The following is a 23,351-nucleotide window of genomic DNA, read 5'->3' on the forward strand; positions in this document are numbered from 1 at the left end:
TCAGCACGCAGTTTTGGAAGCATATTTTTAACAACGAGTAACGGCAACAGCGTGGCTATCGTGACAGAGGCTGACCCCGCAGGGTCTGACGCCGTAGGGCCGGATGCCGATCATCACATGCCAGGAAAGCTTACCGCGCTGCACCCTGTGCATCGTTAATGAGTCTAAAAATAGCAGTACCCAAGGAGGCTGTATGGCAGAGAAGAAAGCAACGCTGACGGTGGGCGCAGAGCATATAGAGCTCGATGTCCTCGCGGGGACGTTAGGAAATGAGGAGATCGATATTCGCAAACTGGGTAGCCAGGGCTACTTCACCTTTGACCCGGGATTTACCTCCACGGCCTCCTGCGAATCCAAAATTACCTATATTGACGGCGATGAGGGGATCCTGCTGCACCGCGGCTATCCCATCGATCAGCTGGCCAAAAACTCCTCTTTCCTCGAGGTGTGCTACATTCTGCTGTACGGCGAGGCGCCTGAGCAGGCGGAATACGATGTCTTCAAGAGCACCGTCACCCGGCACACCATGATCCATGAGCAGATCACCCGTCTGCTGCAGGGGTTCCGCCGCGACTCCCACCCGATGGCCGTCATGTGCGGCGTTACCGGCGCGCTGGCCGCGTTTTACCATGACTCGCTGGACATCAGCAACGAGCGCCACCGTGAGATCGCCGCGTTCCGCCTGCTCTCCAAGATGCCGACCGTCGCGGCCATGTGCTACAAATACTCGCTGGGGCAGCCCTTTATCTACCCGCAGAATAACCTCTCCTACGCCGGCAACTTCCTGCGCATGATGTTCGCGACGCCGTGCGAAGAGTATGTGGTCAACCCGGTGCTGGAGCGCGCCATGGATCGCATCCTGATCCTGCACGCCGACCACGAGCAGAACGCCTCCACCTCGACCGTGCGCACCGCCGGCTCCTCCGGCGCCAACCCCTTCGCCTGTATCGCCGCCGGTATCGCCTCGCTGTGGGGACCCGCCCACGGTGGCGCCAACGAGGCCTGCCTGAAGATGCTGGAAGAGATCCGCAGCGTGGAACACATTCCAGCCTTCATCAAGCGCGCCAAGGATAAGAATGATGCGTTCCGCCTGATGGGCTTTGGCCACCGGGTCTATAAAAACTACGATCCGCGCGCCACCGTGATGCGCGAAACCTGCCATGAAGTGCTCAATGAGCTGGGTATGAATGACGATCTGCTGGAGGTAGCCCTGGAACTGGAGCACATCGCGCTGAACGATCCCTACTTCATCGAGAAAAAGCTCTACCCCAACGTCGACTTCTACTCCGGCATCATACTGAAGGCCATGGGGATCCCCTCCAGCATGTTCACCGTCATCTTCGCCATCGCGCGCACCGTCGGCTGGATAGCCCACTGGAATGAAATGCACGAGGACGGCCTGAAGATCGCCCGCCCGCGCCAGCTGTATACCGGCTATACGCGCCGCGACTTCAGCTCACGGCTGGACCAGCGTTAATCGCCTCCCCGGCGGGAGTCACTCCCGCCGGTTTCCCCCGCGTCCAGCCCCTCCTGGCAGCGCGGACAGCCGTAAAACGGACGCGACGCCGCCTGCGCGCGGACGAGCGTCGTCCCGCAGCGTTCACACGCCTCCCCCGCGCGGTGAAATACCCGAAAGCGGAACAGCGCCCCGTGGTGGCGCCCCTCATCGACCTGACCACGCGTTGCATAGGAGAGGCGCGGCAGCGCCAACAGCGCATGGCAGAGCGATGTCAGCTGCGCCGGACTCAGCTCCGTCGCCCGCCGCTGCGGCGACACGCCCGCCTGCCACAGGATCTCCACCCGCAGGTAGTTCCCCAGTCCGGCCAGAAAGCGCTGATCCAGCAGCAGGGCCCCCAGCTGACGACGGCAAAACGCCGGCGAGCACAGACGCTCGCGCACCTGCGCCTCCGTCAGGGCAGGATCCAGCACGTCGGGGCCGATGCGCAGTAAAAAGGGGTGGCGGAGGATCTGCGCCCGCGGCGCCAGCTGAATATCGGAGGCGCTGTAGAGCAGGATAGCCCGCTCGGCGGTCTCCAGACGCACGCGCAGCGAGCGCGACGTCGGCGGCGTCTCGCCGGCGGCGGCCACGCGCCAGACGCCGTACAGCTGATTATGGCTGTACATGCTCATGCCGTTGGAAAAGTGGATCAGCAGCGCTTTGCCCCGCGTCTCGATCGCCGTAATCTGGCAGCCAACCAGCCCGGCGGCGTAGCGCTGCAGCGACGGTGCGCCAAACCAGACCCGGGTCAGCGTCCCACCCCCGACCGCAGCGCGCAGTCCATCTGCCGCCCGGCGAATTTCTGGTCCTTCCGGCATAGATGCCCCCCTAATAGCGTATGCTTGGCCGCGAGGCCGAAAATGGATCTCCCCTTCCTGCGCAGGCGTGAGCGTCATATCGCCACGCCGCGGAGTCGGATCTACCTAAGTGGCGGCGCGGCGCTCGTTTTCAACCCCGCCGCACGGCGGCGCCTTTTGGTTGCCCCGATGCCGTCGGCAAGCGCTATACTGACAGGCCGACGGCGCGCCGCGCTCTGGCCGCGCCCCATACAGGAGCTCCCATGTATCACACCGTCCTGCAGGCCGGGCCCGATCTGGCGCTGATCCCGGCGCATCCGCGCTTTGCCCGCGCCCTCTTCGCGCTGGTCGATACCAACCGCGATCACCTCACTCGCTTTATGCCCTGGCCCCACAGTATGGTGCATATCGATAACACGCTGCAGACCCTGCGTGCCCAGGCCGATGCCCACCGAGCGGGCAGCGCGCGCCACTATGTCCTGGTTTACCGCCAGCGCTGCATCGGGCTCATCTCCCTTAACAGCATCGATCGCGAGCGCCGCTGTGCGCCGATCGGCTACTGGATCGATCGGACCCATCAGGGAAAAGGGCTCATGTCCGCCGCCCTGCAGGCCCTGATGTACCACTGCGTAGCGCAGGGACTGGTTACTCGCTTTGTCATTCAGTGCATGGTCATCAACCAGCGCAGCAACGCCGTCGCCCTGCGCAACGGCTTCACGCTGGTCGAGACGCGCCGCCGCGGCGAGGAGCTTGATGGCGTACGCTACGATCAAAATATCTACCTGCGACGCTTTGACTGATCAGGAAGCAGCGTATTTCGGCGTAATGAAGTGTAAAGCGAATATTTACACGGTAATTTGCAATTAATAAAAACAACATATTGATTTTAATATCAAAAAATATAAACCATCGCCATGGAAACAGACTTTCATCCAACGCATATAGGCTGGATGAAAAGATTTTCCAACAAAAATAATGATAAATGGGTTATAATACGGTCGTATCGTTTGTTTTCACTTCTTTTTACCGCCCGGCGCTCCTGTCACTCAGGCACTATTCCCGGCGGTTTTTACTTTTGCGAGGCCATAACATGCAACTGCCACACTGCCCGAAGTGCCACTCTGAATACACCTATCAGGACAATGATATGTATGTCTGCCCGGAGTGCGCCTATGAATGGAATGACGCCACCGCCGAAAGCGCGGAAGAAGAGACCCTGATCGTCAAAGACGCCAACGGCAACCTGCTGGCGGACGGCGACAGCGTCACCGTGATCAAAGATCTGAAGGTCAAGGGCAGCTCCTCAATGCTGAAGATCGGCACGAAGGTCAAAAACATTCGCTTGGTCGAAGGCGATCATAACATCGATTGCAAAATCGACGGCTTTGGCCCGATGAAGCTCAAGTCAGAATTCGTCAAAAAGAACTAAGTCAGTCCCGTGGTGAATAGCGGGCGATAATACCATTAGTAGACAATTAAATAAGATCATCCGTAAATGGGTGATCTTTTTTTGTACTTAATTAATAAAAATCATGATTTTTTACTATATCTTTACATCAAAGATGCAATATTTCATGGTGAATAACATGCAAATCATTCGCTGATTTTGATGACGAAAGCTGACACTTTTATTATTAAAGTCTTTTAATATCAAATAGTAATAATAACTATGTTCTAAAAATCGTCAGTGGAAAGGGGGATAATCGTAAGCTTTATTTCTGTTACTTTGTAAATTACAGAAAAAAAGATAGCGAGGGGTCTATATTCCGCAGCGGTTTTTATGTAAGCTATCTGTGACAGTGCAGAGCAGAGCAGAAACAGAATGAGGATATATTTCACGTAACTGAATATATATGCGTAGCGCTGATTGCGATATGCAGTGAGTCAATCAGGTGTACCTTCTCTCTTTATATGACACGGAAAGTATCAGCCTGATTGTATCGTTTTCCCTGGTGTTGGCCGAAATTGGCAACCTGATTCAGCGATGAATCAGGTTTTTTTTTACCTTTTCGGCCTGGTTCTAATTCTATTGACATCTGCCGATAGCGTCTAGTTAGACTAAGGTATAGCTATCATGCGGATACCGTTCAGTTACCTATGTAAAATTCCCGTTGACACGCAAGATAGAGGATGTAATTAGCCGCGGAACGTATTACTGTATATCTTTCGCGATAAGGTGATTGGGAGAAGGAACGAGCGTGTTTGCTGATAATGAGAGCCTGACAAGAGAGATCAAGCAATTTATCGATCGGTCACTGGTCGCTTACGGCCACACTCAGTTTGCCTATTTATTGCTCAATAAGAAAAACCCATCGGACATTATTATCATCTCCAATTACCCAGATGAATGGGTAACGCTGTATAAAGAACACCATTATCAGCACATCGATCCGGTCGTGATCTCTGCCCTGCGCCGGGTATCGCCCTTCCTGTGGGATGAGAAGATCACCGTCAACTCGAAGCTGAACCTCTCGAAAATTTTTAATCTTTCCAAGAAATACCAGGTGAGCCGAGGCTACACCTTTGTGCTGCATGATGCGGATAATCAGCTGGCGATGCTGTCTCTGATGGTCGACGATCGCGGACTGGCGGAGATTGAGCGCAGCAGAGGCGTCCTACAAATGCTGCTGATCGATGCCCATGAGCGCTTTATGAATGGCCAGCGCCACATTACCGCACAGCACTACTGCAGCAAAAAAGAGCCAATAGAGAATATTTTCTCCACGCGTGAAAATGAAATTCTTTACTGGGCCAGTATGGGGAAAACGTACCAAGAAATTGCGCTGATCCTCGGTATTAAAACCGGCACCGTCAAGTTTCACATTGGCAACGTTGTCAAAAAGCTGGGGGTATTAAACGCCAAGCACGCGATCCGGCTTGGCGTTGAGCTGCAGTTGATTAAGCCGATTGAGGGCTGAGCGTATCGGCCTTCAGTACCAGAGGCCAACTCTGCAGGGCCTCCTCATCAAAAGGCTGATCCTGATTAATACGCTCTATCAGCAGACGCTGGTTCGCCGCATCCGTCGGTAAATAGACTAGATAGATATCCTGCGCTTTCTCCGAGACGCCGCGCTCCACCACGGTAATATTCCAGCCGGAGCGGGTCAAAATCCGCAGCATCGAATGGCTGACAATCGTATAAATACCGCGGTGACCAGAGGCCATCGTATAGTTAATCATGGCGAGAAACAGGAGATGACACAGCGGATATTGATTGCCCAGCAGAGTTCGGGCGCGGCGCTTATCAACAAAGAAGCGGCTGGATTCAAAAAACTGGCTGCTGGCCGGGATCTCGCCTTTCTCAAAGTAGCGGAAAAACGTGCCGACAATCATGTTGTGATGACAGGTTTCAATTAAGCGTACGCTGCACACCACATCGTTATCCTTCACCCCCAACAGATAGGTTGTATGCTCGCTGTCATACTCATCGAACTCCATCCCATCGCTGCAGGTTACCGCCCAATTGAGCCGATCCTTAAACGTCCCCTTGCGCAGGGAAAATAGCTCTGTTGATGTCGTTCTTGACAGAGACTGGTAGTCAACATCAAAAATCTCAAACATTTTCTGTCCTTTAACGCCCCGCCTGTGTACACACCACCACGTAACCCAGCGTAAGCCAAACGGTGCCTTACCCTACGCTGACGCGTGCCACTATAATCCTATATTTCATTTACTAAGAAAATATCCGAATACAGTCCAGCGGAGAGATTAACTCCGCTGCGAATCCATGTTATTGACCATAACATAATAACCCCGCCCAATATACTGAGATTTTATCATCTGCGACGGTACGTAAGGCTGAAAGCGCGGCGGCAGTGCGTTCGTCTGACGGGGAAAATAAACACTTTTTTGTTTATCGACAGAAGGTTAAGCGGGACATGGATTCTTTGGATTATGCTTCAGCGTCAGCGGAAATGCAACGATGAGGCTCTAGGAATAACCTAACGTCATACGCGTAATCATTGGGAAAATAATAACTCTCATAATGTTATTTTTATCATCCTGACGATACTCTCAGGCGCCGTCGCTGCCTGCATCGGGCGATCGGCTAGCACCGTTTACGCTAATGACGGAATAGCGCGGCCGATTATATTAGGGCACGGCGCTATGGTATTGGTTTGGTATTATGGCGGCGATCGCGCGGCGAGAGCCCCCCACCGCGCAGCCCCGCTAGGCGGGATTGGCAATATCGATAAAGGTGACGTCCAGATCATGCTCTCGGGCCAGCCACTCCCCTAGCGCCCGAACGCCGTCGCGCTCGGTGGCGTGATGGCCGGCGGCAAAGAAGTGAATCCCCATCTCGCGGGCAACGTGGATCGTCTGCTCCGACACCTCACCGCTGATAAACGCATCCACGCCAAAGGTCGCCGCCTGCTCAATAAAGCCCTGCCCACCGCCGCTGCACCAGGCCACCCGCCGGATCAGCGCGGGCCCGCTATCGCCGCAGTGCAAAACGCCGTGGTGCAGCTTACGCTCCAGACGCCCCGCCAGCTCTCCGGCGCTGCAGGGCGTTTGGAGCTCGCCATAGGGCAACAGCGGCGCAATCAGCCCATGCGGAGTGATCTTTAGCCTCTGCGCCAGCTGGGCGTTATTGCCCAGCTCGGGATGGGCGTCCAGCGGTAGATGGTAGGCGTATAAATTGATGTCGTTAGCCAGCAGCGTTTTCAGACGCTGCCGCCGCATCCCGCGCACCGTCGGTGCCTCGCTCTTCCAAAAGTATCCGTGGTGAACCAGCACCGCGTCGGCCTCGGCCGCCACGGCGGCATCCAGCAGCGCTTGGCAGGCGGTCACGCCGGTAACGATGCGCCGCACCTCACGACGCCCCTCCACCTGCAGGCCGTTGGGGGCGTAATCCTGCATACTGTCTACGTCAAGCAATCGGTTAATCCGCTGCTCCAAAACCAAATTATCCATGGGGTCTCCCGGGCAGGTCGCCTGCCGCCGTCATCGATCGTGCTGCGGATAATACGCTACTCGTCTCCTCCGGCAAACAGCGTCCGCTCCCCCTGACGCAGATGGCGAAACGCCACGCCGCTGCGGTTCCCGGCCGCCAGCTGTGCCATGATCTGCTGCTCCGCCGCGACGCCGGCCCGCAGCGACGGCTTGATATGCGATATCACCACCGGCAGTCCCGCCAGCGCCGCCGTACCGCCGCTGTAGCGGGACAGATTGATCATCTCCTGGTTCAGCAGCGCCGGGGTCAGGTGCCCAAACAGCTGCGTCTCGGGCACCTCATCGCTGAAGGAGGTCTCTATGATGATCCCCTTTAGCGCCCTACTGGCCACCAGCGGCCCCAGTCGGCGCCAGACGCTGTCCAAGCGCTGGCTGTTCTCTACCCGATCGGCGCCGGTATCGCCAAAGTACGCCACGTATTCTCCCTCTCGCTCCAGCAGGATCATCGACGACGTCTCTCCGCCGTGGCTGAGCGGGTAGACAACCCCGCTCAGACCGCTGACGCCCAGCGTAAAGCGCTGCCCCGGGCGGACGCTGTGGATGCGGTAGGTGCCCAGCCGCTGCCCTTGCCCGGCATCGCTGAAGTTAGGCCAGCTCTTCCAGTTAAAATAGTGATTGCGCAGGGTGTCGGCGCTGTCCGCCAGGGTGTAGATCGGCTTACGGCTATCCTCCGGCGCCGCCAGCAGCAGGCCGGCGACGTGATCCAGATGGGGATGGCTGATGAAATAGGCGGCGATGAGCTCTCTCAGCACATAGCCCTGTGGCGTCCAGGGCGCGGCGCGCTCCGCGCTCACCGTAGGAAACGCTCCCTGCTCAAGCGCTCGAGCGATCCCCGGCAGGGTGGTACCAGCGTCCAGCGCAACATAGCGCGTATCGCGCTCATGGCGGATAAGATAGGCGTTCAGATTATCGCCGCTCAGCCCACCGCCGCTGCCCAGCGCCACCAGCTCAAACGCGGCCTGCGCGGGACACATCGCCAGCCCGCACAGCAGCGCGCCGCCGGCCACCCATCTACGCCACATCCTCTGCGTCATGTACCACTCTCCCTGTCTTTGCCATGTTTTCGGCGCCAGCGCCTTATGCCGCGCCGTCGTCCCCTGCGCGGGCGCGGGCAAAGGCCAACAGCGTGTCCTGCCGCGCGCGGGCGTGATCGACCAGCGGGTCGGGATAGTCTAGCACGCGACGCTGCCGCAGCGCCCAGCGCTGAGGGTGATGAATGTCACTGTCCGGAACCTCTCGCAGTTCAGGGAGCCAGCGGCGGATAAACTGCCCCTGCGGATCATAGCGCTGCCCCTGTACACGCGGATTAAAGATGCGGAAATAGGGCGCGGCATCGCTGCCCGTAGAGGCGGCCCACTGCCAGCCGCCGTTGTTCGCGGCCAGATCGCCGTCGATCAGCTGACGCAGAAAATAACGCTCGCCCAGACGCCAGTCGATCAGCAGATCCTTGACCAGAAAGCTGGCCGTCAGCATGCGCAGCCGATTATGCATCCAACCGCAGCGGTTCAGCTGGCGCATGGCGGCATCCACCAGCGGAAAGCCGGTCATCCCCTGCTGCCAACGCTGCAGTCCCGCCGGATCGTCCCGCCAGCGGATCCGCGCCGTCCAGGGAATAAAGGGACGATGGCGGCAGAGATCCGGCCAGGCCACCAGCAGATGGCGGTAAAACTCACGCCAGATCAGCTCATTTAACCAGGCCTCGGCACCGCTGGAGGGGCTGGGGGAGGCCAACGCCTGCGCCTGCAGCGCCGCCAGACACTGGCGCGGCGATAGCACTCCCAGCGTCAGGTAGGGGGAGAGCTGACTGGTTCCCGCCTGCGCCGGAAAATCGCGCCGCGCCGCATACGTCGCCAGCGCCCCGTGACAAAACTGCGCCAGGCGCACCTGGGCCGCCGTCTCACCGGCGGGAAACAGCGCGCTATCCACCGCGGCGTCCGGATAATCGACGCGCGCGACCGGCGTCGGGGCCGCCGCGATCGGCTGACGCGGCGACGGCGCGGGTAGCACGCGCAGATCGGCCGAGGCCAGACCGCGCAGAAAGGCGCGCTTAAACGGCGTAAAAACCTTAAACATCGCGCCCGCGCCGGTCAGCACCGCCCCCGGCGCCAGCAGCAGCGCGTCGTCAAAAAAATGGCAGGGAAAGGGCAGCGCGGCGGCCAGCGCATCGTCGCGGCGGCGCTCATTCAGCTCATACTGACGGTTAGCAAACAGCGCATCGGCGCGCTCGCGCAGGCACACCTCGCGCACCGTCCGCGCCTGGGCCGCATAGTCGTCCACGCTCAGGCAGTACAGCGGGATCTGGCGCTGCCCCAGCGCCTCCTGCAGCGCCGACAGATTCTGCCAGATAAACTGCGCCTGACGCGGCGCCATCTCCTGCGCCAGCCACTGACGCGGCGTCGCCACATACAGCGCCACCACCCGCGCTCGGGCATCGGCACAGGCCGCGTGCAGCGCTCGGTTATCCGTCATGCGCAGATCGCTGCGCAGCCACACCACGTGCGTCCTCATCGCACCCCCTAATGGCCATAGCGCAGACGCAGAGCGTCCGGATAGGGGGAGAAATAGCGCTGCGACGCCAGGTAGTCGTCCGGGTACTCCCGCAGGTAGTGGTTGATCAGCGTCAGCGGCGCCAGCAGGGGCTGTACCCCCTGGCGATACTGTAGGATCAGCTGGCTCAGCTCGGCACGCTGGGCAGGATTGAGGCGTGGGCTGAAGTAGCCCTGTACGTGCTGCAGCACATTGGTATGGTTACGGCGTGAGGCGGGCTGTCGCATCAGCGCCATCAGCCGGTGACGGTATTCTGTGGCAAACGCCGTCGTCGAAGGCCACTGGCCTATCTCCGCCACCATCCGCCCCAGCGCGCGGTAGGCGGGCTGAGAGTGGGCCAGCAACAGCAGCTTATAGCGGCTGTGGAACGCCACCAGCGCCCCGCGGCTCAGCCCCGACGGCCACAGTTGGTTAAACTCGTGCAGCGCGTATACTCGGGCAATAAAGTTCTCCCGCAGCGCGCCGTCGCTCAGGCGCCCATCCTCCTCGACCGGCAGCCAGGGCATCACCGTCATCAGGGCGGCGGCGAACAATCCCACTCCGTTTTTACGCGCCTCGTGCGACGTATACACCTTCACCCGCTCCATGCCGCAGCTGGGCGAGCGGGCGCAGAGGATAAACCCGCACAGCGACTGCAGCTGCGGCAGCTGACGCGCGGCGAAATCCTCCATCGCCGCCGTATAGTCCAGCGTCGGATCCCGGCTGTTGACCAGCGCCACCGACGACGACGCATCGTGGCGAATCAGGCGCAGCGCTGGGCGCGGCGACGGCAGGCCGATGCCCATCTCGGGGCACAGCGGCAGGAAGTGGAAAAACGGCGCCAGGGTATCGGCGGCGAAGGCAAAGCGCCGGTGACCGCCGTCAAAGCGCACCGTCTGACCGAGCAGGCAGGCGCTGATCCCGACGGGAATGGCAGAAGACATGGCGTACCCTCCGTTGTTCTATCCCCGTGACCACGAGGAGTCGGTACGCCAAGTGTAGATTGCCGAATGGGGTTTGCCAGGTATCGTGACGCGCACGGGCTCAGAAGAAGTCGGGCCGAACCTTTTCTGACTCCGCCAGCCACACCGGCTTGTCGCTGGTTTTCGACCAGACCCGGTGCAGATAGCTATAGAAGCGTGCCCGATCGTGACGCAGCAGCATCACGGGAAAGGCCAGGGTACCCACCAGAATCACGCCGCTGCGGCGCAGCCAGATACGCGGCCAGGAATAGCGCTGATACATCGTGACCTCCTTGCAAATACGTCCGCTGGCGCCGGCGCCGGGAGCGTCAAAAAACGGCCGAAAACGGTGGCCGAAACAGCCCCAACATAGCCCCTGAGCGCACAAAGATCAAGCACACCTCCGACCACTTGTTGCGTCAGCGTACGCCGCAATGCGATAGAGGACAGCAACGATAATGCCGATCGCGCTGGCGCATCGTCAGGCGTGACGAGCGTTCACGACATGGGCGAGAGTCTCCTGGCTATCCTCCCCTTTCCCGCCGCGCATCTAACGCACGGCGCGCCCCACGCCAGCCCCGCCATTTTTATACTTTTTTTACAGCGATGACGCCGCTTTTTGCCTCATTTATACCCGAGAGCGCCTATCTTGATACTGTCATCGCGCTAAAGGAGATAAAAAATGACGCTGGGACTGATCGCCTGTGCCGTACTGGTGCTACTCCTGTTGGTTTATCTGGTGTATGCACTGTGGCATGCGGAGGACTTCTGATGTTTACCCATGCCTTGATGCTAATCGGTCTGCTGATGCTGCCGCTGCTGATTCTGGCCCCACCGCTGGGCAGCCTGCTGAGCCGCCTGATCGACGGCGAGCCGTACCGCGCCATGGCGCGTACGGAGAACGCCCTGTGGCGCCTGTGCGGCGTGACGCCCCATGAAATGGACTGGCGTCACTATCTGCTGGCCATCCTCGCCTTTAACCTGTTGGGGATCGTGCTGCTGTTCGCGCTGCTGATGGCGCAGGGGCTACTGCCCCTCAACCCCCAGGGATTCCCCGGCCTGCGCTGGGATCTGGCCCTCAATACCGCCGTCAGCTTTGTCACCAATACCAACTGGCAGGCCTACAGCGGCGAGAGCAGCCTGAGCTACCTCAGCCAGATGGCCGGACTCGGCGTACAAAACTTTCTGTCGGCGGCCAGCGGCATCGCCGTTTTGTTTGCCCTGATCCGCGCCTTCGCCCGCCACGCCGATCCGATGCTGGGCAATGCCTGGGTCGATCTGTGGCGCATCACCCTGTATGTCCTGCTGCCGCTGTCGCTGCTGCTGAGCCTATTTTTTGTCAGTCAGGGCGTGCTGCAGAATTTTAGCGCCTATGTCAGCGTGGCACCGCTGGAGGGGGGCACACAGCTGCTGCCGATGGGACCGGTCGCCTCCCAGGAGGCCATCAAGCTGCTCGGCACCAACGGCGGCGGCTTTTTCGGCGCGAACTCCGCTCACCCGTTTGAAAACCCGACCGCGCTGAGCAACCTGCTGCAGATGGTGGCGATCCTTCTGCTACCGACCGCCCTGTGCTTCGCCTTTGGTCGCAGCGTCGGCGACAGCCGTCAGGGCCACGCCCTGCTGTGGACCATGTCGCTGATCTTTATCGTTGCCGCGGGCTCGGTGATGTACGCCGAGCTGCAGGGTAACCCGCACTTGATAGCGCTGGGCGCCGACGACAGCGCCAACATGGAGGGTAAGGAGAGCCGCTTCGGCATCCTCTCCTCCGCCCTGTATGCCGTGGTCACGACGGCGGCCTCCTGCGGCGCGGTGAACGCCATGCACGACTCCTTCACCGCCCTGGGCGGCATGGTGCCGATGTGGCTGATGCAGATAGGCGAGGTGGTCTTCGGCGGCGTAGGCAGCGGCCTGTACGGCATGCTGCTGTTCGTCCTGCTGACCGTCTTCATCGCCGGGCTGATGATCGGTCGCACCCCGGAGTACCTGGGGAAAAAGATCGGCGTCTATGAAATGAAAATGACCGCCCTGGCCATTCTGATCCCGCCGGCCCTGGTGCTCACCGGCAGCGCCATCGCGCTGCTGTGCGACGCCGGACGCAGCGCGATCCTCAACCCGGGCGCCCACGGCTTCAGCGAGGTGCTGTACGCCTTCTCCTCCGCCGCCAACAACAACGGCAGCGCCTTCGGTGGCCTGAGCGTCAATACGCCGTTTTACAACCTGCTGCTGGCGCTGACCATGCTGCTGGGACGCTTCGGGGTGATCGTGCCGGTCATGGCGATCGCCGGCGCGCTGGCGCTGAAAAAGCGTCAGCCGGCGGGCAACGGCACGCTGCACACCCACGGCGCGCTGTTCGTCGGCCTGCTGGTGGGCACCATTTTGCTGGTGGGCGCCCTGACCTTTATTCCGGCGCTGGCCCTCGGCCCGCTGGCGGAACAGTTACAGATGACGCTGAGCGGCGTACGGCCATAAGGGAAGAGAGAGTTATCATGAGTCATAAACAGCGTGCACTATTCGAACCGGCCCTGCTGAAAACGGCGCTGCGCGATGCGCTGCGCAAGCTGGACCCCCGCGTCCAGTGGCGCAACCCGGTGATGTTCGTGGTCTACCTGGGCAGCCTGCTGACCAGCTTTATCTGGCTAATGATCCTGTGCGGCCAGACCGACGGCAGCGCCGTCTTCACCGGCAGCCTGGCCCTGTGGCTGTGGTTTACCGTGCTGTTTGCCAACCTGGCCGAGGCGCTGGCCGAAGGACGCAGCAAGGCGCAGGCCGAGAGCCTGAAAGGGGTGAAGAAGAGCGGCTGGGCCAAACAGCTGTCGCAGGCGCAGTACGGCGCCCCGTGGCAGAAGGTGGCCGCCGAAAGCCTGCGCAAAGGCGACCTGGTTCTGGTCGAGGCGGGCGATACCCTGCCCTGCGACGGCGAGGTGCTGGAGGGCGGTGCATCGGTGGACGAAAGCGCCATCACCGGGGAGTCGGCGCCGGTGATCCGCGAGTCCGGCGGCGACTTCTCCTCGGTCACCGGCGGCACGCGAGTACTCTCCGACTGGCTGGTGGTGCAGTGCAGCGTCAACCCCGGCGAAACCTTCCTTGACCGGATGATCGCCATGGTTGAAAGCGCCAAGCGGCGCAAGACGCCCAACGAAATTGCGCTAACCATCCTGCTGATCGCCCTGACGATAATCTTTTTACTGGCCTGCGCCACTCTGTACCCCTTTTCGCTGTTCAGCGCACAGGTCAGCCAGATGGGAAGCCCAGTGACCGTGACCGTGCTGGTGGCGCTGTTAGTCTGCCTGATCCCCACCACCATCGGCGGCCTGCTGTCCGCCATCGGCGTCGCCGGCATGAGCCGGATGCTGGGCGCTAACGTGATCGCCACCAGCGGCCGGGCGGTCGAGGCCGCCGGGGATGTCGACGTCCTGCTGCTGGACAAGACCGGCACCATCACCCTGGGCAACCGCCAGGCCTCCGAGTTTCTGCCGGTCAGCGGCGTCAGCGAGCAGGCGCTGGCCAGCGCCGCGCAGCTGGCCTCCCTGGCGGACGAAACCCCGGAGGGACGCAGCATCGTAGTGCTGGCCAAGCAGCGTTTTAACCTGCGCGAGCGCGACCTGAACAGCCTGAACGCCACCTTCGTCCCCTTCTCCGCCCAAACCCGCATGAGCGGGGTCAACATCCAGGGCCGCATGATCCGCAAAGGCTCCGTCGACGCTATCCGCCGCTACGTCGAGTCCGCCAGCGGCCACTTCCCCCGCTCGGTGGAGGAGGCCGTCGAGCGCGTGGCGCGCAGCGGCGCCACCCCGCTGGTGGTGGCGGAGGACGCCCGCATCCTCGGCGTCGTCGCGCTGAAGGATATCGTCAAGGGGGGGATCAAAGAGCGCTTCGCCGAGCTGCGGCGCATGGGGATCAAAACGGTGATGATCACCGGCGATAACCGCCTGACCGCCGCCGCCATCGCCGCCGAGGCGGGGGTAGACGACTTCCTGGCCGAGGCGACGCCGGAGGCCAAGCTGGCGCTGATCCGCCAGTATCAGGCCGAAGGGCGTCTGGTCGCCATGACCGGAGACGGCACCAACGACGCCCCGGCGCTGGCCCAGGCCGACGTGGCGGTGGCGATGAACTCCGGTACCCAGGCGGCCAAAGAGGCCGGCAACATGGTCGATTTGGACTCCAACCCGACCAAGCTGATCGAGGTGGTGCACATCGGCAAGCAGATGCTGATGACGCGCGGTTCGCTGACCACCTTCAGCATCGCCAACGACGTGGCCAAGTACTTCGCCATCATCCCGGCCGCCTTTGCCGCCACCTACCCGCAGCTCAACCAGCTCAACGTGATGCACCTGAGCTCACCGGCATCGGCCATCCTGTCGGCGGTGATCTTCAACGCGCTGATCATCGTCTTCCTGATCCCGCTGGCCCTGCGCGGCGTCAGCTACCGCCCGCTGAGCGCCGGCGCGCTGCTGCGGCGTAACCTGTGGATCTACGGCGCCGGCGGCCTGCTGGTCCCCTTCGCCGGGATCAAGATTATCGATCTGTTTTTAACGCTGTGCGGCCTGGTCTAAACGCCGCTCCAAGGAGAAGATGATGGCGCTATCGCTGTTACGCCCCACCCTGATGATGATGCTGATCCTGACGCTGATCACCGGCGTCGCCTACCCGCTGCTGAGTACGGCGCTGGCGCAGCTGATGTTCCCCCAGCAGGCCAACGGCTCCCTGCTGCTGCGCGATGGCCATCCGGTGGGCTCTGCGCTGATCGGTCAATCATTCCAGCGCGACGACTACTTTTGGCCGCGCCCGTCGGCCACCGCCGAGCGTCCCTACAACGCCATGGCGTCGGGCGGTAGCAATCTGGCGGTCAGCAACCCGCTGCTGACCCAGACGCTGGCCGCGCGCGCCGAACGCCTGCGCCAGCGCGACGCGCAGGAGCCCGTCGGCGAGCCGATACCGGTCGATCTGCTCACCAGCTCCGCCAGCGGCCTCGACCCGGATATCTCGCCGCAGGCCGCCCATTATCAGGCGGCGCGGATCGCCGCGGCGCGCGGCGTGCCCCCGGCGCTGATCGATGTCCTGATAGCCCAGAACACCGAGCCGCGCTGGCCGGCCTTTATCGGCCAGCCGACGGTGAACGTATTGAGGCTGAATCTGGCGCTGGATCGGCTATCATCGGATCCGGCGCTACGCCACCCCTCATCGCCCTCTCAATAAGGATACGTCATGGTCGACGACGAACAACGCCCGGATCCGGACGCCCTGCTGGCCCAGGTCAACGAACCCGCGCGCGGCAGGCTCAAGGTCTTCTTCGGCGCCTGCGCTGGCGTCGGTAAAACCTACGCCATGCTGCAGGAGGCGCAGCGCCTGCGCGCTCAGGGGCTGGACGTGGCGGTCGGCGTCGTGGAAACCCATGGCCGCAGCGAAACCGCCGCCCTGCTCGACGGGCTGGAGCTGCTGGCGCAAAAGCGGATCCACCACCGGGGACGCCAGATCCGCGAATTCGACCTCGACCGGGCGCTGGCGCGCGCCCCGGCGCTGATCCTGATGGATGAGCTGGCGCATACCAATGCCCCCGGCTCGCGCCACCCCAAGCGCTGGCAGGACGTCGAGGAGCTGCTGTCGGCCGGCATCGACGTGCTGACCACCGTCAACGTACAGCATCTGGAGAGCCTGAACGATATCGTTGGCAGCGTGACCGGCGTACAGGTGCGCGAAACGGTGCCGGACCGGCTGTTTGACGCCGCCAGCGAGGTCGTGCTGGTCGACCTGCCGCCGGACGACCTGCGCCAGCGTCTCAAGGAGGGCAAGGTCTATATTCCGGGTCAGGCCGAGCGCGCCATCGAGCACTTTTTCCGCAAGGGAAACCTGATCGCCCTGCGTGAGCTGGCCCTACGCCGCACCGCCGATCGGGTCGATGATCAGATGCGCGCCTTTCGCAGCGGCCCCGGCGGCAGCCGGGTCTGGCACACCCGCGATGCCCTGCTGCTGTGCATCGGCCAGTACGCCGACAATGATAAGCTGGTGCGCACCGCCGCCCGCCTGGCCGGTCGACTGGGCTGCGTCTGGCACGCCGTCTACGTGGAGACGCCGCATCTGCACCGCCTGCCGGAAAACGAGCGGCGCACCATCCTGCGCAGCATGCGCCTGGCGCAGGAGCTGGGGGCGGAGACGGCCACCCTCTCCGATCCCGCCCCGGAGCGCGCCATCCTACGCTACGCCCGCGAACACAATCTGGGCAAAATTCTGCTGGGTCGCCGCCAGCGCGAGTCCCGGCGTCTACGCTGGCCCGGCGCCAGCTTCGTCGACCGTCTGGCCCGCCTGGGCCCCGACCTCGACCTGCTGATCGTCGCCGTCGAGGATCGCCCCAGCGGCCCGCGGGAAAACGATCCGCGCCCGTTCGGCGAAAAGTGGCGGGTGCAGATCCAGGGGTTCCTGGTGGCCGCGGCGCTGTGCGCGCTGATCTCGCTGTGCGGCAAGCTGATGCTGCCCACCTTCGATCAGGTCAACCTGGTGATGGTCTACCTGCTCGGCGTGGTGGTGGTGGCGCTGTTTTTTGGCCGCTGGCCGTCGGTTTTCTCCGCCTGCATCAGCGTCGCCAGCTTCGATCTGTTCTTCGTGCAGCCGCAATGGTCTTTCGCCGTCAGCGATGTTCAGTACCTGGTCACCTTTGGCGTGATGCTGATCGTCGGTATTCTGATCGGAAACCTCACCGCCGGCATGCGCTATCAGGCGCGGGTGGCGCGCTACCGCGAACAGCGCGCCCGCCACATGTATGAAATGTCCAAGGCGCTGGGCAACGCGTTGAATCACGACGCGGTGGTACACAGCGCCTGCGCCTCCCTGAATCACAGCTTTGGCGCCCGCACCACGCTGCTGCTGCCGGACGGCGACGGCCTACTGCGTCCCCGCCACGGCGATGAGGCCGGGGTCACCAACGTCGATCTGGCCATCGCCCAGTGGTGTCTGGATCGCCGCCAGCCCGCCGGCGCCGGCACCGATACCCTGCCCGGCGTTCCCTATCAGCTGCTGCCGCTCTCCAGCGCCCAGAACACCTTTGGCGTACTGGCCATTGAGCCGACCAACCTGCGCCAGCTGATGGTGCCGGAGCAGCAGCGCCTGCTGCAAACCTATACCGTCATGATCGCCAACGCGCTGGAGCGCCTGCACCTGGCCCACAGCGCGGCGGCGGCCCGTCTGGAGGCCGAGCGAGAGCAGCTGCGCAACTCGCTGCTGGCCGCCCTCTCTCACGATCTGCGCACTCCGCTGACGGTGCTATTCGGGCAGGCGGAGATACTGACGCTGGATCTGGCCAGCGAACGCTCGGCCCACGCCCCGCAGGCGGAGGAGATCCGTCAGCAGATCCTCAACACCTCCCGCCTGGTCAACAACCTGCTGGACATGGCCCGCATCCAGTCCGGCGGCTTCCGTCTGCGCAAGGCGTGGCAGTCGCTGGAGGAGATCGTCGGCAGCGCCATCCATACGCTGGAGCCGATGCTGGCCGGCCATCCCCTCGCCCTCAGCCTGCCGGCGGATCTGCCGCTGGTGAACTGCGACGGGGCGCTCATCGAGCGCGTCCTGCAGAATCTGCTGGAGAACGCGGGGAAATACGCCGGCAGCGCGGCCCGCATCGCCATCGGCGCGCGGGTCGGCGCCGATGGGCTCGAGGTGGAGATCAGCGACAGCGGGCCGGGGATTCCCGCCGACCAACTGCCGCATATCTTCAACAAGTTTACCCGCGGCGATAAAGAGTCCGCCATTCCCGGCGTCGGCTTGGGGTTAGCGATTTGCCGTGCCATTATTGATATACACGGTGGTAGAATCTGGGTCGAAAGCCCACCGCAGGGCGGCGCCCATTTTCACTTCACCCTGCCGCTGGAAACCGTGCCGGAGATCGACCCGGAAACCGATGAGGAGATGACAGACAACCCGTGACAGCCGCCCCCATCACTATTCTGATCGTCGAAGACGAACAGGCTATTCGCCGCTTTGTGCGCGCCGCCCTGGAAAACGAAGGCTGGCGCGTCGCGGACGCCGATGGCCTGCAGCGTGGCCTGATCGAGGCCGCAACCCGCCAGCCGGATCTGATCATCCTCGATCTGGGGCTGCCGGACGGCGACGGCGTGGAGTTTATCCGCGATCTGCGCCGCTGGAGCGCCATTCCGGTGATCGTGCTCTCGGCGCGCTGCGATGAGGCCGACAAAGTTGAGGCCCTCGACGCCGGCGCCGAGGATTTTCTGAGCAAACCCTTCGGCGTCGCGGAGCTGCTGGCGCGAGTGCGGGTGGCGCTGCGGCGCCATACCCGCCAGCAGCAGGAGAGCCCGCTGGTCTGCTTCGCCGACGTCCAGGTGGATCTGCTGGCGCGCAGCGTCACCCGGCGCGGCGAGCGGCTGCACCTCACGCCGATCGAGTTTCGCCTGCTGGCCGAGCTTATCGCCAACAGCGGTAAGGTGCTGACCCAGCGCCAGCTGCTCAGCAGCGTCTGGGGACCCAACTACGTCGAGCACAGCCACTACCTGCGTATCTATATGGGACACCTGCGCCAGAAGCTGGAGGCCGAACCGGCCCGTCCGCGCCATCTACTGACCGAAACCGGCGTCGGCTACCGCTTTATGCCGTAGAGGACGAGTTCGCTTCTCCCCGGCGTTCCCCCATAAAAAACGCCGCGCAGTGCGCGGCGTTGCGGAGGGGAATGGCGCGTTTACGCGTTAGCCAGTACGGCGCTCACGATATCAACCGCCTCTTTCTCGATACGCTGGCGATGCTCCGCACCCAGGAAGCTTTCACAGTAGATCTTGTAGGCCTCCTCGGTGCCGGACGGACGCGCGGCGAACCAGCCGTTGTCGGTCATGATCTTCAGCCCGCCGATCGGCGCGTCGTTGCCCGGGGCGCGGGTCAGACGGGCGGTGATCGGATCCCCCGCCAGCCGGTCCGCCTGCACCATCTCCGGAGAGAGACGGGAAAGCGCCGCCTTCTGGGCATGGGTCGCCGGCGCCTGCAGACGGTTATAGCTCGGGGAGCCAAAGCGCGCCGCCAGCGCATCGTAATGCTGCTGCGGGTTCTTACCGGTCTGGGCGGTGATCTCTGCCGCCAGCAGGCACAGGATGATGCCATCCTTATCGGTAGACCACGGCGTGCCGTTGAAGCGCAGGAACGATGCCCCGGCGCTCTCTTCGCCGCCAAAGCCAAGGCTGCCGTCAAACAGACCATCGACAAACCACTTGAAGCCGACCGGCACCTCCACCAGGCGGCGATCCAGCGCCTTAACCACCCGATCGATCATCGCGCTGGAGACCAGCGTCTTACCCACGGCCACCTCGGCCCCCCACTGCGGGCGGTGGCGGAACAGGTAGTCGATGGCCACGGCCAGATAGTGGTTCGGGTTCATCAGCCCGGCCGGCGTTACGATGCCGTGACGGTCATAGTCCGGGTCATTGGCAAAGGCCAGGTCGAAGCGATCGCGCAGCGCCAGCAGCCCCGCCATGGCGCTCTCCGAGGAGCAATCCATGCGGATCACGCCGTCGTGGTCCAGATGCATAAAGCGGAAGGTCTGATCGATATGGTCGTTGACCAGCGTCAGATCCAGGCCGTAATGCTCACCGATGCGCTGCCAGTATTCGATACCGGAGCCGCCGAGCGGATCCACGCCGAGCTTCAGACCGGCGCGCTGAATCGCCGGCATATCGACGATATCGCGCAGATCTTCAACGTAGGGCTGCACCAGGTCGCGCGCGTGGATATGGCCGCTGCGCCAGGCCGCGTCCAGCGTCAGACGCTTCACGCCGGCCAGATCCTGCGCCAGCAGCTGGTTGGCACGCTGCTCGATAACGCAGGTCAGATTGGTATCCGCCGGGCCGCCGTTGGTCGGGTTGTATTTGATGCCGCCGTCTTCGGGCGGGTTATGGGAGGGCGTAATCACGATACCGTCGGCCAGCGCGCCGCCGCGACGGTTATGGGTCAGAATGGCGAGTGACACCGCCGGCGTCGGGGTAAAGCCATTGTTCTCCTGCACCACCACCTCAACGCCGTTGGCGCTCAGCACCTCCAGCACGCTGACGAAGGCCGGCTCAGAGAGCGCATGGGTATCTTTACCGACAAAGCAGGGCCCCTCGACGCCGTTGGCCTTGCGCACCTCGGCGATCGCCTGGGCGATCGCCAGAATGTGCGCCTCATTGAAGCTTTGGCGCTGCGCGCTGCCGCGGTGACCGGAGGTGCCGAACTTCACGGCGTGGGACGGATTATCCGCCTGCGGACGCAGGCTGTAATACTGTGCAACCAGCTGAGCCACATTGATCAAATCGCTCTGCCGGGCAGGCTGCCCGGCGCGCGGGTGATTTGCCATCTGCGCTTCTCCCTAACGCTTGTTATTTATCAAATGGTGCCGCAAACCTTCTCGATCAGCTCCACGGGGAACTGCATCGCCAGCATGATGTGTTCGATCATCGCGCGCTTGCGGCCTGAGTTGGTATTGGTGATCACCCAATAAGGGGTGCCGGGTACCTGCTTGGGCTTGGTGTGATTGCCACTCTGCAGCAGCGTATTGCGATCGCCGGCAAAGTAGACGCGGGTGCGCCCGTGCAGGGCATCCGTTGCCGCCGCAAACCCATCGGCGTCAATGGCGTACAGCGTGGTCAGAATCAGCATAAAGCGACTGACCGCCCTGTTCTGTTCAGCATACTCATCCGACAGCAGCAGTTCGCGCATGGTGCGCACGCGATCCTGCGGCCGGGATACCGCCGCGGCGGGAGGGGTTACCAGCGCAGGAAGCGCCGCGCCAGCGACGGCGGCCGTCTTGCTCTCCATACCGACTTTCAGCAGCCGGCGCAGAATGTCGGAAGCACTCTCGCCAATCCGCTGAGTGTGGCTGGCAATATAGCGGTAGAGCTCCTCGTCGACTTCAATCGTTTTCATCGTTATCCAGTACTTTTGCTACTTGGTCAGATTGGATTATAAGGTTAAACGCCCTGAGCGGATAGCGTTTAGCGCCACGGTGGGGTGATTAACGTCCATTTTGGCGCCTCCGTCGGTGCGGCGCCAACGCGGCGCGGGCGCTTAAGCGTCGGCGCTGACGGCCAGCCCGAGGGGGTCACCCTCGCCGGCCCCTGCGCAGGCGCTCGGCCGGCGGACACGTCGCCGCCGCCGTGGTAACCTGTACATAACATTAGCTGAACAATTTATCTCACCATGATCCTGACCCTGAATCATCTGCTGCTGCGGGCGCCGCAGCCGCCGAGCCAGCCGCCGCTGCTGCTGATCCACGGCCTGTTCGGTTCGCTGGACAACCTGGGCCAGCTCGCCCGTGCGCTCAACGCCCAGCGCGACGTGCTGCTGGTCGATCTGCGCAACCACGGCCAATCCCCCCATACCCCCGAGATGGACTATGATCTGCTCGCCGGGGATCTCATCGCGCTGATCGACGCCTACAACCTGGCGCCGCTGGACATCATGGGCCACTCCATGGGCGGCAAAGCGGCGATGCGTCTGGCGGCGCTCGCCCCGCAGCGTCTACGCCGCCTGGTGGTGCTGGATATGGCGCCGGTGGCCTATCCCACCCGCCGTCACGACGCGGTCTTTGCCGCCCTGAACGCGGTGCAGACGGCGGCGGTGCCGACGCGCCCGCAGGCCGCGCAGATCCTGCGCCGCTTTCTGCAGCAGGAGGGGGTGGTGCAATTTCTGCTCAAGTCCTTTCACCAGGGACGCTGGCGCTTTAATCTCGCGGCCCTGCAGCAGCATTACCCGCAGATCCTCGGCTGGCAGCCGCAGGCGCCTCATCTGGGGGAGACGCTGTTCATCAAGGGCGCGAACTCACCCTATATTCTCGATGACTATCGAGAGGCGATCGCCCGCCAGTTTCCCCGCGCCCGCGCCCACGTGGTCAGCGGCAGCGGCCACTGGCTGCACGCTGAACAGCCAGATAACGTCCTGCGCGCGGTGCGCCGCTTTCTCGATACCCCCTCCGGCGCCGCGGCATAAAGATCCGAGCGCCGCGGATCGAACCCGCGTCGGTGCGGGAACGCGCGCCGACGCCGATAAGGGATTGTCGCTGCTCCACTCCCTGGGGTATGATGGCGCGCTAAAATGGGCGGCGCGTCCCCGTACGGTGCCGTCGGGGGAAATCCCGTATATATGTTAATCGGAGTCCGGGGTTCCCGTGCTCCCTTCTCCTTGCAGTACCGCTACCTGAATATGGCCAAAGAACAAACGGACCGCACGACGCTCGATCTGTTCGCGGAAGAACGTCGTCCAGGTCGTCCCAAAACCAACCCGCTTTCCCGGGAAGAGCAGCTGCGGATTAACAAGCGTAACCAGCTGCGGCGCGATCGGGTTAAAGGGCTGCGTCGCGTCGAGCTGAAGATGAATGAAGAGGCGGTCGATCTCCTCAACCGTCTGGCGCAGGAGCGCAACATCAGCCGCAGCGAGCTGATCGAGCAGATGCTGCTCAGTCAGCTACCGCTGGATACCTGACCCGCCCGGCGCAGCGCACAATGACGATAAAGCCGCGACGCCAAAGATGTTATAGTATTCGACTGGTAGGTAGGCTGGGTGTGTGACCGCGCCCCGTTGGGCTCAGCGCCTATCCCGTCCGTCGCCCGCGGCGGTCGGGGCACAGCCTGATTTAATTTCTGAGATAAAAGG

21 protein-coding genes are annotated in these 23,351 nt (G+C 62.3%); 12 read left to right on the forward strand and 9 right to left on the reverse strand.

The genetic code is table 11. The features are described 5' to 3' along the window. Positions 1-193 precede the first annotated feature (193 nt). Positions 194-1,477, forward strand: coding sequence for a citrate synthase (locus L1P05_RS12385; protein ID WP_012849416.1), 1,284 nt, complete (start codon positions 194-196; stop codon positions 1,475-1,477). On the opposite strand, the gene nei is transcribed toward L1P05_RS12385, so the two are convergent. Further along, positions 1,474-2,316 (reverse strand): endonuclease VIII, encoded by an 843-nt coding sequence (gene nei, locus L1P05_RS12390; protein WP_012849417.1) that lies wholly within the window; start codon positions 2,314-2,316, stop codon positions 1,474-1,476. The two genes, L1P05_RS12385 and nei, sit on opposite strands and share 4 nt — an antisense overlap. A 242-nt stretch (positions 2,317-2,558) precedes the next feature. Between nei and L1P05_RS12395 the strand changes: the two genes are divergently transcribed. From L1P05_RS12395 to L1P05_RS12405, 3 genes are all read left to right on the forward strand, one after another. Beyond that, positions 2,559-3,095 carry a GNAT family N-acetyltransferase gene (locus L1P05_RS12395; RefSeq protein ID WP_012849418.1) on the forward strand — a complete coding sequence of 179 codons (537 nt, stop codon included), beginning with the start codon at positions 2,559-2,561 and terminating at the stop codon, positions 3,093-3,095. Between the two features lie 290 nt (positions 3,096-3,385). Then, on the forward strand, positions 3,386-3,724 hold the full coding sequence (locus tag L1P05_RS12400) for a zinc ribbon domain-containing protein YjdM (protein WP_012849419.1): 339 nt from the start codon (positions 3,386-3,388) through the stop codon (positions 3,722-3,724). A gap of 769 nt (positions 3,725-4,493) precedes the next feature. After that, positions 4,494-5,213, forward strand: a complete 720-nt coding sequence (locus L1P05_RS12405; RefSeq protein WP_012849420.1) for a LuxR family transcriptional regulator — start codon at positions 4,494-4,496, stop codon at positions 5,211-5,213. Here L1P05_RS12405 and L1P05_RS12410 read toward each other — a convergent pair. The 6 genes from L1P05_RS12410 to L1P05_RS12435 form a co-directional block, all read right to left on the reverse strand. Next, complete coding sequence (locus L1P05_RS12410; RefSeq protein WP_012849421.1) at positions 5,194-5,856, reverse strand: acyl-homoserine-lactone synthase; 663 nt, start codon at positions 5,854-5,856, stop codon at positions 5,194-5,196. The genes L1P05_RS12405 and L1P05_RS12410 overlap by 20 nt on opposite strands. 609 nt (positions 5,857-6,465) lie before the next feature. Further along, entirely contained in the window at positions 6,466-7,209 is a 744-nt protein-coding gene (locus L1P05_RS12415) for a type 2 GTP cyclohydrolase I (RefSeq protein ID WP_012849422.1), read from the reverse strand. 56 nt (positions 7,210-7,265) lie between these two features. After that, on the reverse strand, positions 7,266-8,270 hold the full coding sequence (locus L1P05_RS12420; RefSeq protein WP_015462083.1) for an MBL fold metallo-hydrolase: 1,005 nt from the start codon (positions 8,268-8,270) through the stop codon (positions 7,266-7,268). A gap of 55 nt (positions 8,271-8,325) precedes the next feature. Further along, on the reverse strand, positions 8,326-9,756 hold the full coding sequence (gene phrB / locus L1P05_RS12425) for a deoxyribodipyrimidine photo-lyase (RefSeq protein ID WP_041692537.1): 1,431 nt from the start codon (positions 9,754-9,756) through the stop codon (positions 8,326-8,328). A gap of 8 nt (positions 9,757-9,764) precedes the next feature. Next, complete coding sequence (locus L1P05_RS12430; protein ID WP_012849425.1) at positions 9,765-10,718, reverse strand: YbgA family protein; 954 nt, start codon at positions 10,716-10,718, stop codon at positions 9,765-9,767. Positions 10,719-10,818: 100 nt separating this feature from the next. Then, positions 10,819-11,019 (reverse strand): YbfA family protein, encoded by a 201-nt coding sequence (locus tag L1P05_RS12435; protein ID WP_012849426.1) that lies wholly within the window; start codon positions 11,017-11,019, stop codon positions 10,819-10,821. 399 nt (positions 11,020-11,418) lie between these two features. On the opposite strand from L1P05_RS12435, the gene L1P05_RS12440 reads away from it, so the two are divergent. The 6 genes from L1P05_RS12440 to kdpE are packed head-to-tail and all read left to right on the forward strand — an operon-like array spanning position 11,419 to position 19,336. Then, a complete protein-coding gene (locus tag L1P05_RS12440; protein WP_034164201.1) occupies positions 11,419-11,508 on the forward strand; it encodes an ATPase in 90 nt (29 codons plus the stop codon). Next, entirely contained in the window at positions 11,508-13,205 is a 1,698-nt protein-coding gene (kdpA, locus tag L1P05_RS12445; protein ID WP_012849427.1) for a potassium-transporting ATPase subunit KdpA, read from the forward strand. The genes L1P05_RS12440 and kdpA overlap by 1 nt, the downstream gene beginning before the upstream one ends. A gap of 17 nt (positions 13,206-13,222) precedes the next feature. Continuing rightward, positions 13,223-15,289, forward strand: coding sequence for a potassium-transporting ATPase subunit KdpB (gene kdpB / locus L1P05_RS12450; RefSeq protein ID WP_012849428.1), 2,067 nt, complete (start codon positions 13,223-13,225; stop codon positions 15,287-15,289). Positions 15,290-15,311: 22 nt separating this feature from the next. Further along, complete coding sequence (kdpC, locus tag L1P05_RS12455) at positions 15,312-15,932, forward strand: potassium-transporting ATPase subunit KdpC (RefSeq protein ID WP_012849429.1); 621 nt, start codon at positions 15,312-15,314, stop codon at positions 15,930-15,932. Between the two features lie 9 nt (positions 15,933-15,941). Beyond that, positions 15,942-18,650 carry a two-component system sensor histidine kinase KdpD gene (kdpD, locus tag L1P05_RS12460; protein WP_012849430.1) on the forward strand — a complete coding sequence of 903 codons (2,709 nt, stop codon included), beginning with the start codon at positions 15,942-15,944 and terminating at the stop codon, positions 18,648-18,650. Then, entirely contained in the window at positions 18,647-19,336 is a 690-nt protein-coding gene (gene kdpE / locus L1P05_RS12465) for a two-component system response regulator KdpE (RefSeq protein ID WP_012849431.1), read from the forward strand. The genes kdpD and kdpE overlap by 4 nt, the downstream gene beginning before the upstream one ends. An 80-nt stretch (positions 19,337-19,416) precedes the next feature. Here kdpE and pgm read toward each other — a convergent pair whose 3' ends face one another. Together pgm and seqA are read right to left on the reverse strand one after the other, a co-directional pair. Further along, positions 19,417-21,057: a phosphoglucomutase (alpha-D-glucose-1,6-bisphosphate-dependent) gene (pgm, locus tag L1P05_RS12470; protein ID WP_012849432.1), complete on the reverse strand. Its 1,641-nt coding sequence runs from the start codon at positions 21,055-21,057 to the stop codon at positions 19,417-19,419. A gap of 29 nt (positions 21,058-21,086) precedes the next feature. Further along, positions 21,087-21,626 (reverse strand): replication initiation negative regulator SeqA, encoded by a 540-nt coding sequence (gene seqA / locus L1P05_RS12475; protein ID WP_012849433.1) that lies wholly within the window; start codon positions 21,624-21,626, stop codon positions 21,087-21,089. 273 nt (positions 21,627-21,899) lie between these two features. On the opposite strand from seqA, the gene L1P05_RS12480 reads away from it, so the two are divergent. Next, the gene (locus L1P05_RS12480; protein ID WP_012849434.1) at positions 21,900-22,688 is read left to right on the forward strand and encodes an alpha/beta fold hydrolase; all 789 of its coding nucleotides are present in this window, start codon (positions 21,900-21,902) and stop codon (positions 22,686-22,688) included. Between the two features lie 213 nt (positions 22,689-22,901). Further along, positions 22,902-23,180, forward strand: a complete 279-nt coding sequence (gene ybfE / locus L1P05_RS12485; RefSeq protein WP_015462092.1) for a LexA regulated protein — start codon at positions 22,902-22,904, stop codon at positions 23,178-23,180. Positions 23,181-23,351: the final 171 nt, after the last annotated feature.

The organism is Edwardsiella piscicida, from assembly GCF_021733145.1.
Lineage (GTDB): Bacteria > Pseudomonadota > Gammaproteobacteria > Enterobacterales > Enterobacteriaceae > Edwardsiella > Edwardsiella piscicida.

What these genes read in the sequence shown, in the direction of transcription:
- L1P05_RS12385 (WP_012849416.1), top strand. Translation starts at nt 194, where the DNA reads ATGGCAGAGAAGAAAGCAACGCTGACGGTGGGCGCAGAGCATATAGAG.
- nei (WP_012849417.1), bottom strand. Translation starts at nt 2,316, where the DNA reads ATGCCGGAAGGACCAGAAATTCGCCGGGCGGCAGATGGACTGCGCGCT.
- L1P05_RS12395 (WP_012849418.1), top strand. Translation starts at nt 2,559, where the DNA reads ATGTATCACACCGTCCTGCAGGCCGGGCCCGATCTGGCGCTGATCCCG.
- L1P05_RS12400 (WP_012849419.1), top strand. Translation starts at nt 3,386, where the DNA reads ATGCAACTGCCACACTGCCCGAAGTGCCACTCTGAATACACCTATCAG.
- L1P05_RS12410 (WP_012849421.1), bottom strand. Translation starts at nt 5,856, where the DNA reads ATGTTTGAGATTTTTGATGTTGACTACCAGTCTCTGTCAAGAACGACA.
- L1P05_RS12415 (WP_012849422.1), bottom strand. Translation starts at nt 7,209, where the DNA reads ATGGATAATTTGGTTTTGGAGCAGCGGATTAACCGATTGCTTGACGTA.
- L1P05_RS12420 (WP_015462083.1), bottom strand. Translation starts at nt 8,270, where the DNA reads ATGTGGCGTAGATGGGTGGCCGGCGGCGCGCTGCTGTGCGGGCTGGCG.
- phrB (WP_041692537.1), bottom strand. Translation starts at nt 9,756, where the DNA reads ATGAGGACGCACGTGGTGTGGCTGCGCAGCGATCTGCGCATGACGGAT.
- L1P05_RS12430 (WP_012849425.1), bottom strand. Translation starts at nt 10,718, where the DNA reads ATGTCTTCTGCCATTCCCGTCGGGATCAGCGCCTGCCTGCTCGGTCAG.
- L1P05_RS12435 (WP_012849426.1), bottom strand. Translation starts at nt 11,019, where the DNA reads ATGTATCAGCGCTATTCCTGGCCGCGTATCTGGCTGCGCCGCAGCGGC.
- L1P05_RS12440 (WP_034164201.1), top strand. Translation starts at nt 11,419, where the DNA reads ATGACGCTGGGACTGATCGCCTGTGCCGTACTGGTGCTACTCCTGTTG.
- kdpA (WP_012849427.1), top strand. Translation starts at nt 11,508, where the DNA reads ATGTTTACCCATGCCTTGATGCTAATCGGTCTGCTGATGCTGCCGCTG.
- kdpB (WP_012849428.1), top strand. Translation starts at nt 13,223, where the DNA reads ATGAGTCATAAACAGCGTGCACTATTCGAACCGGCCCTGCTGAAAACG.
- kdpC (WP_012849429.1), top strand. Translation starts at nt 15,312, where the DNA reads ATGGCGCTATCGCTGTTACGCCCCACCCTGATGATGATGCTGATCCTG.
- kdpD (WP_012849430.1), top strand. Translation starts at nt 15,942, where the DNA reads ATGGTCGACGACGAACAACGCCCGGATCCGGACGCCCTGCTGGCCCAG.
- pgm (WP_012849432.1), bottom strand. Translation starts at nt 21,057, where the DNA reads ATGGCAAATCACCCGCGCGCCGGGCAGCCTGCCCGGCAGAGCGATTTG.
- seqA (WP_012849433.1), bottom strand. Translation starts at nt 21,626, where the DNA reads ATGAAAACGATTGAAGTCGACGAGGAGCTCTACCGCTATATTGCCAGC.
- L1P05_RS12480 (WP_012849434.1), top strand. Translation starts at nt 21,900, where the DNA reads ATGATCCTGACCCTGAATCATCTGCTGCTGCGGGCGCCGCAGCCGCCG.
- ybfE (WP_015462092.1), top strand. Translation starts at nt 22,902, where the DNA reads ATGGCCAAAGAACAAACGGACCGCACGACGCTCGATCTGTTCGCGGAA.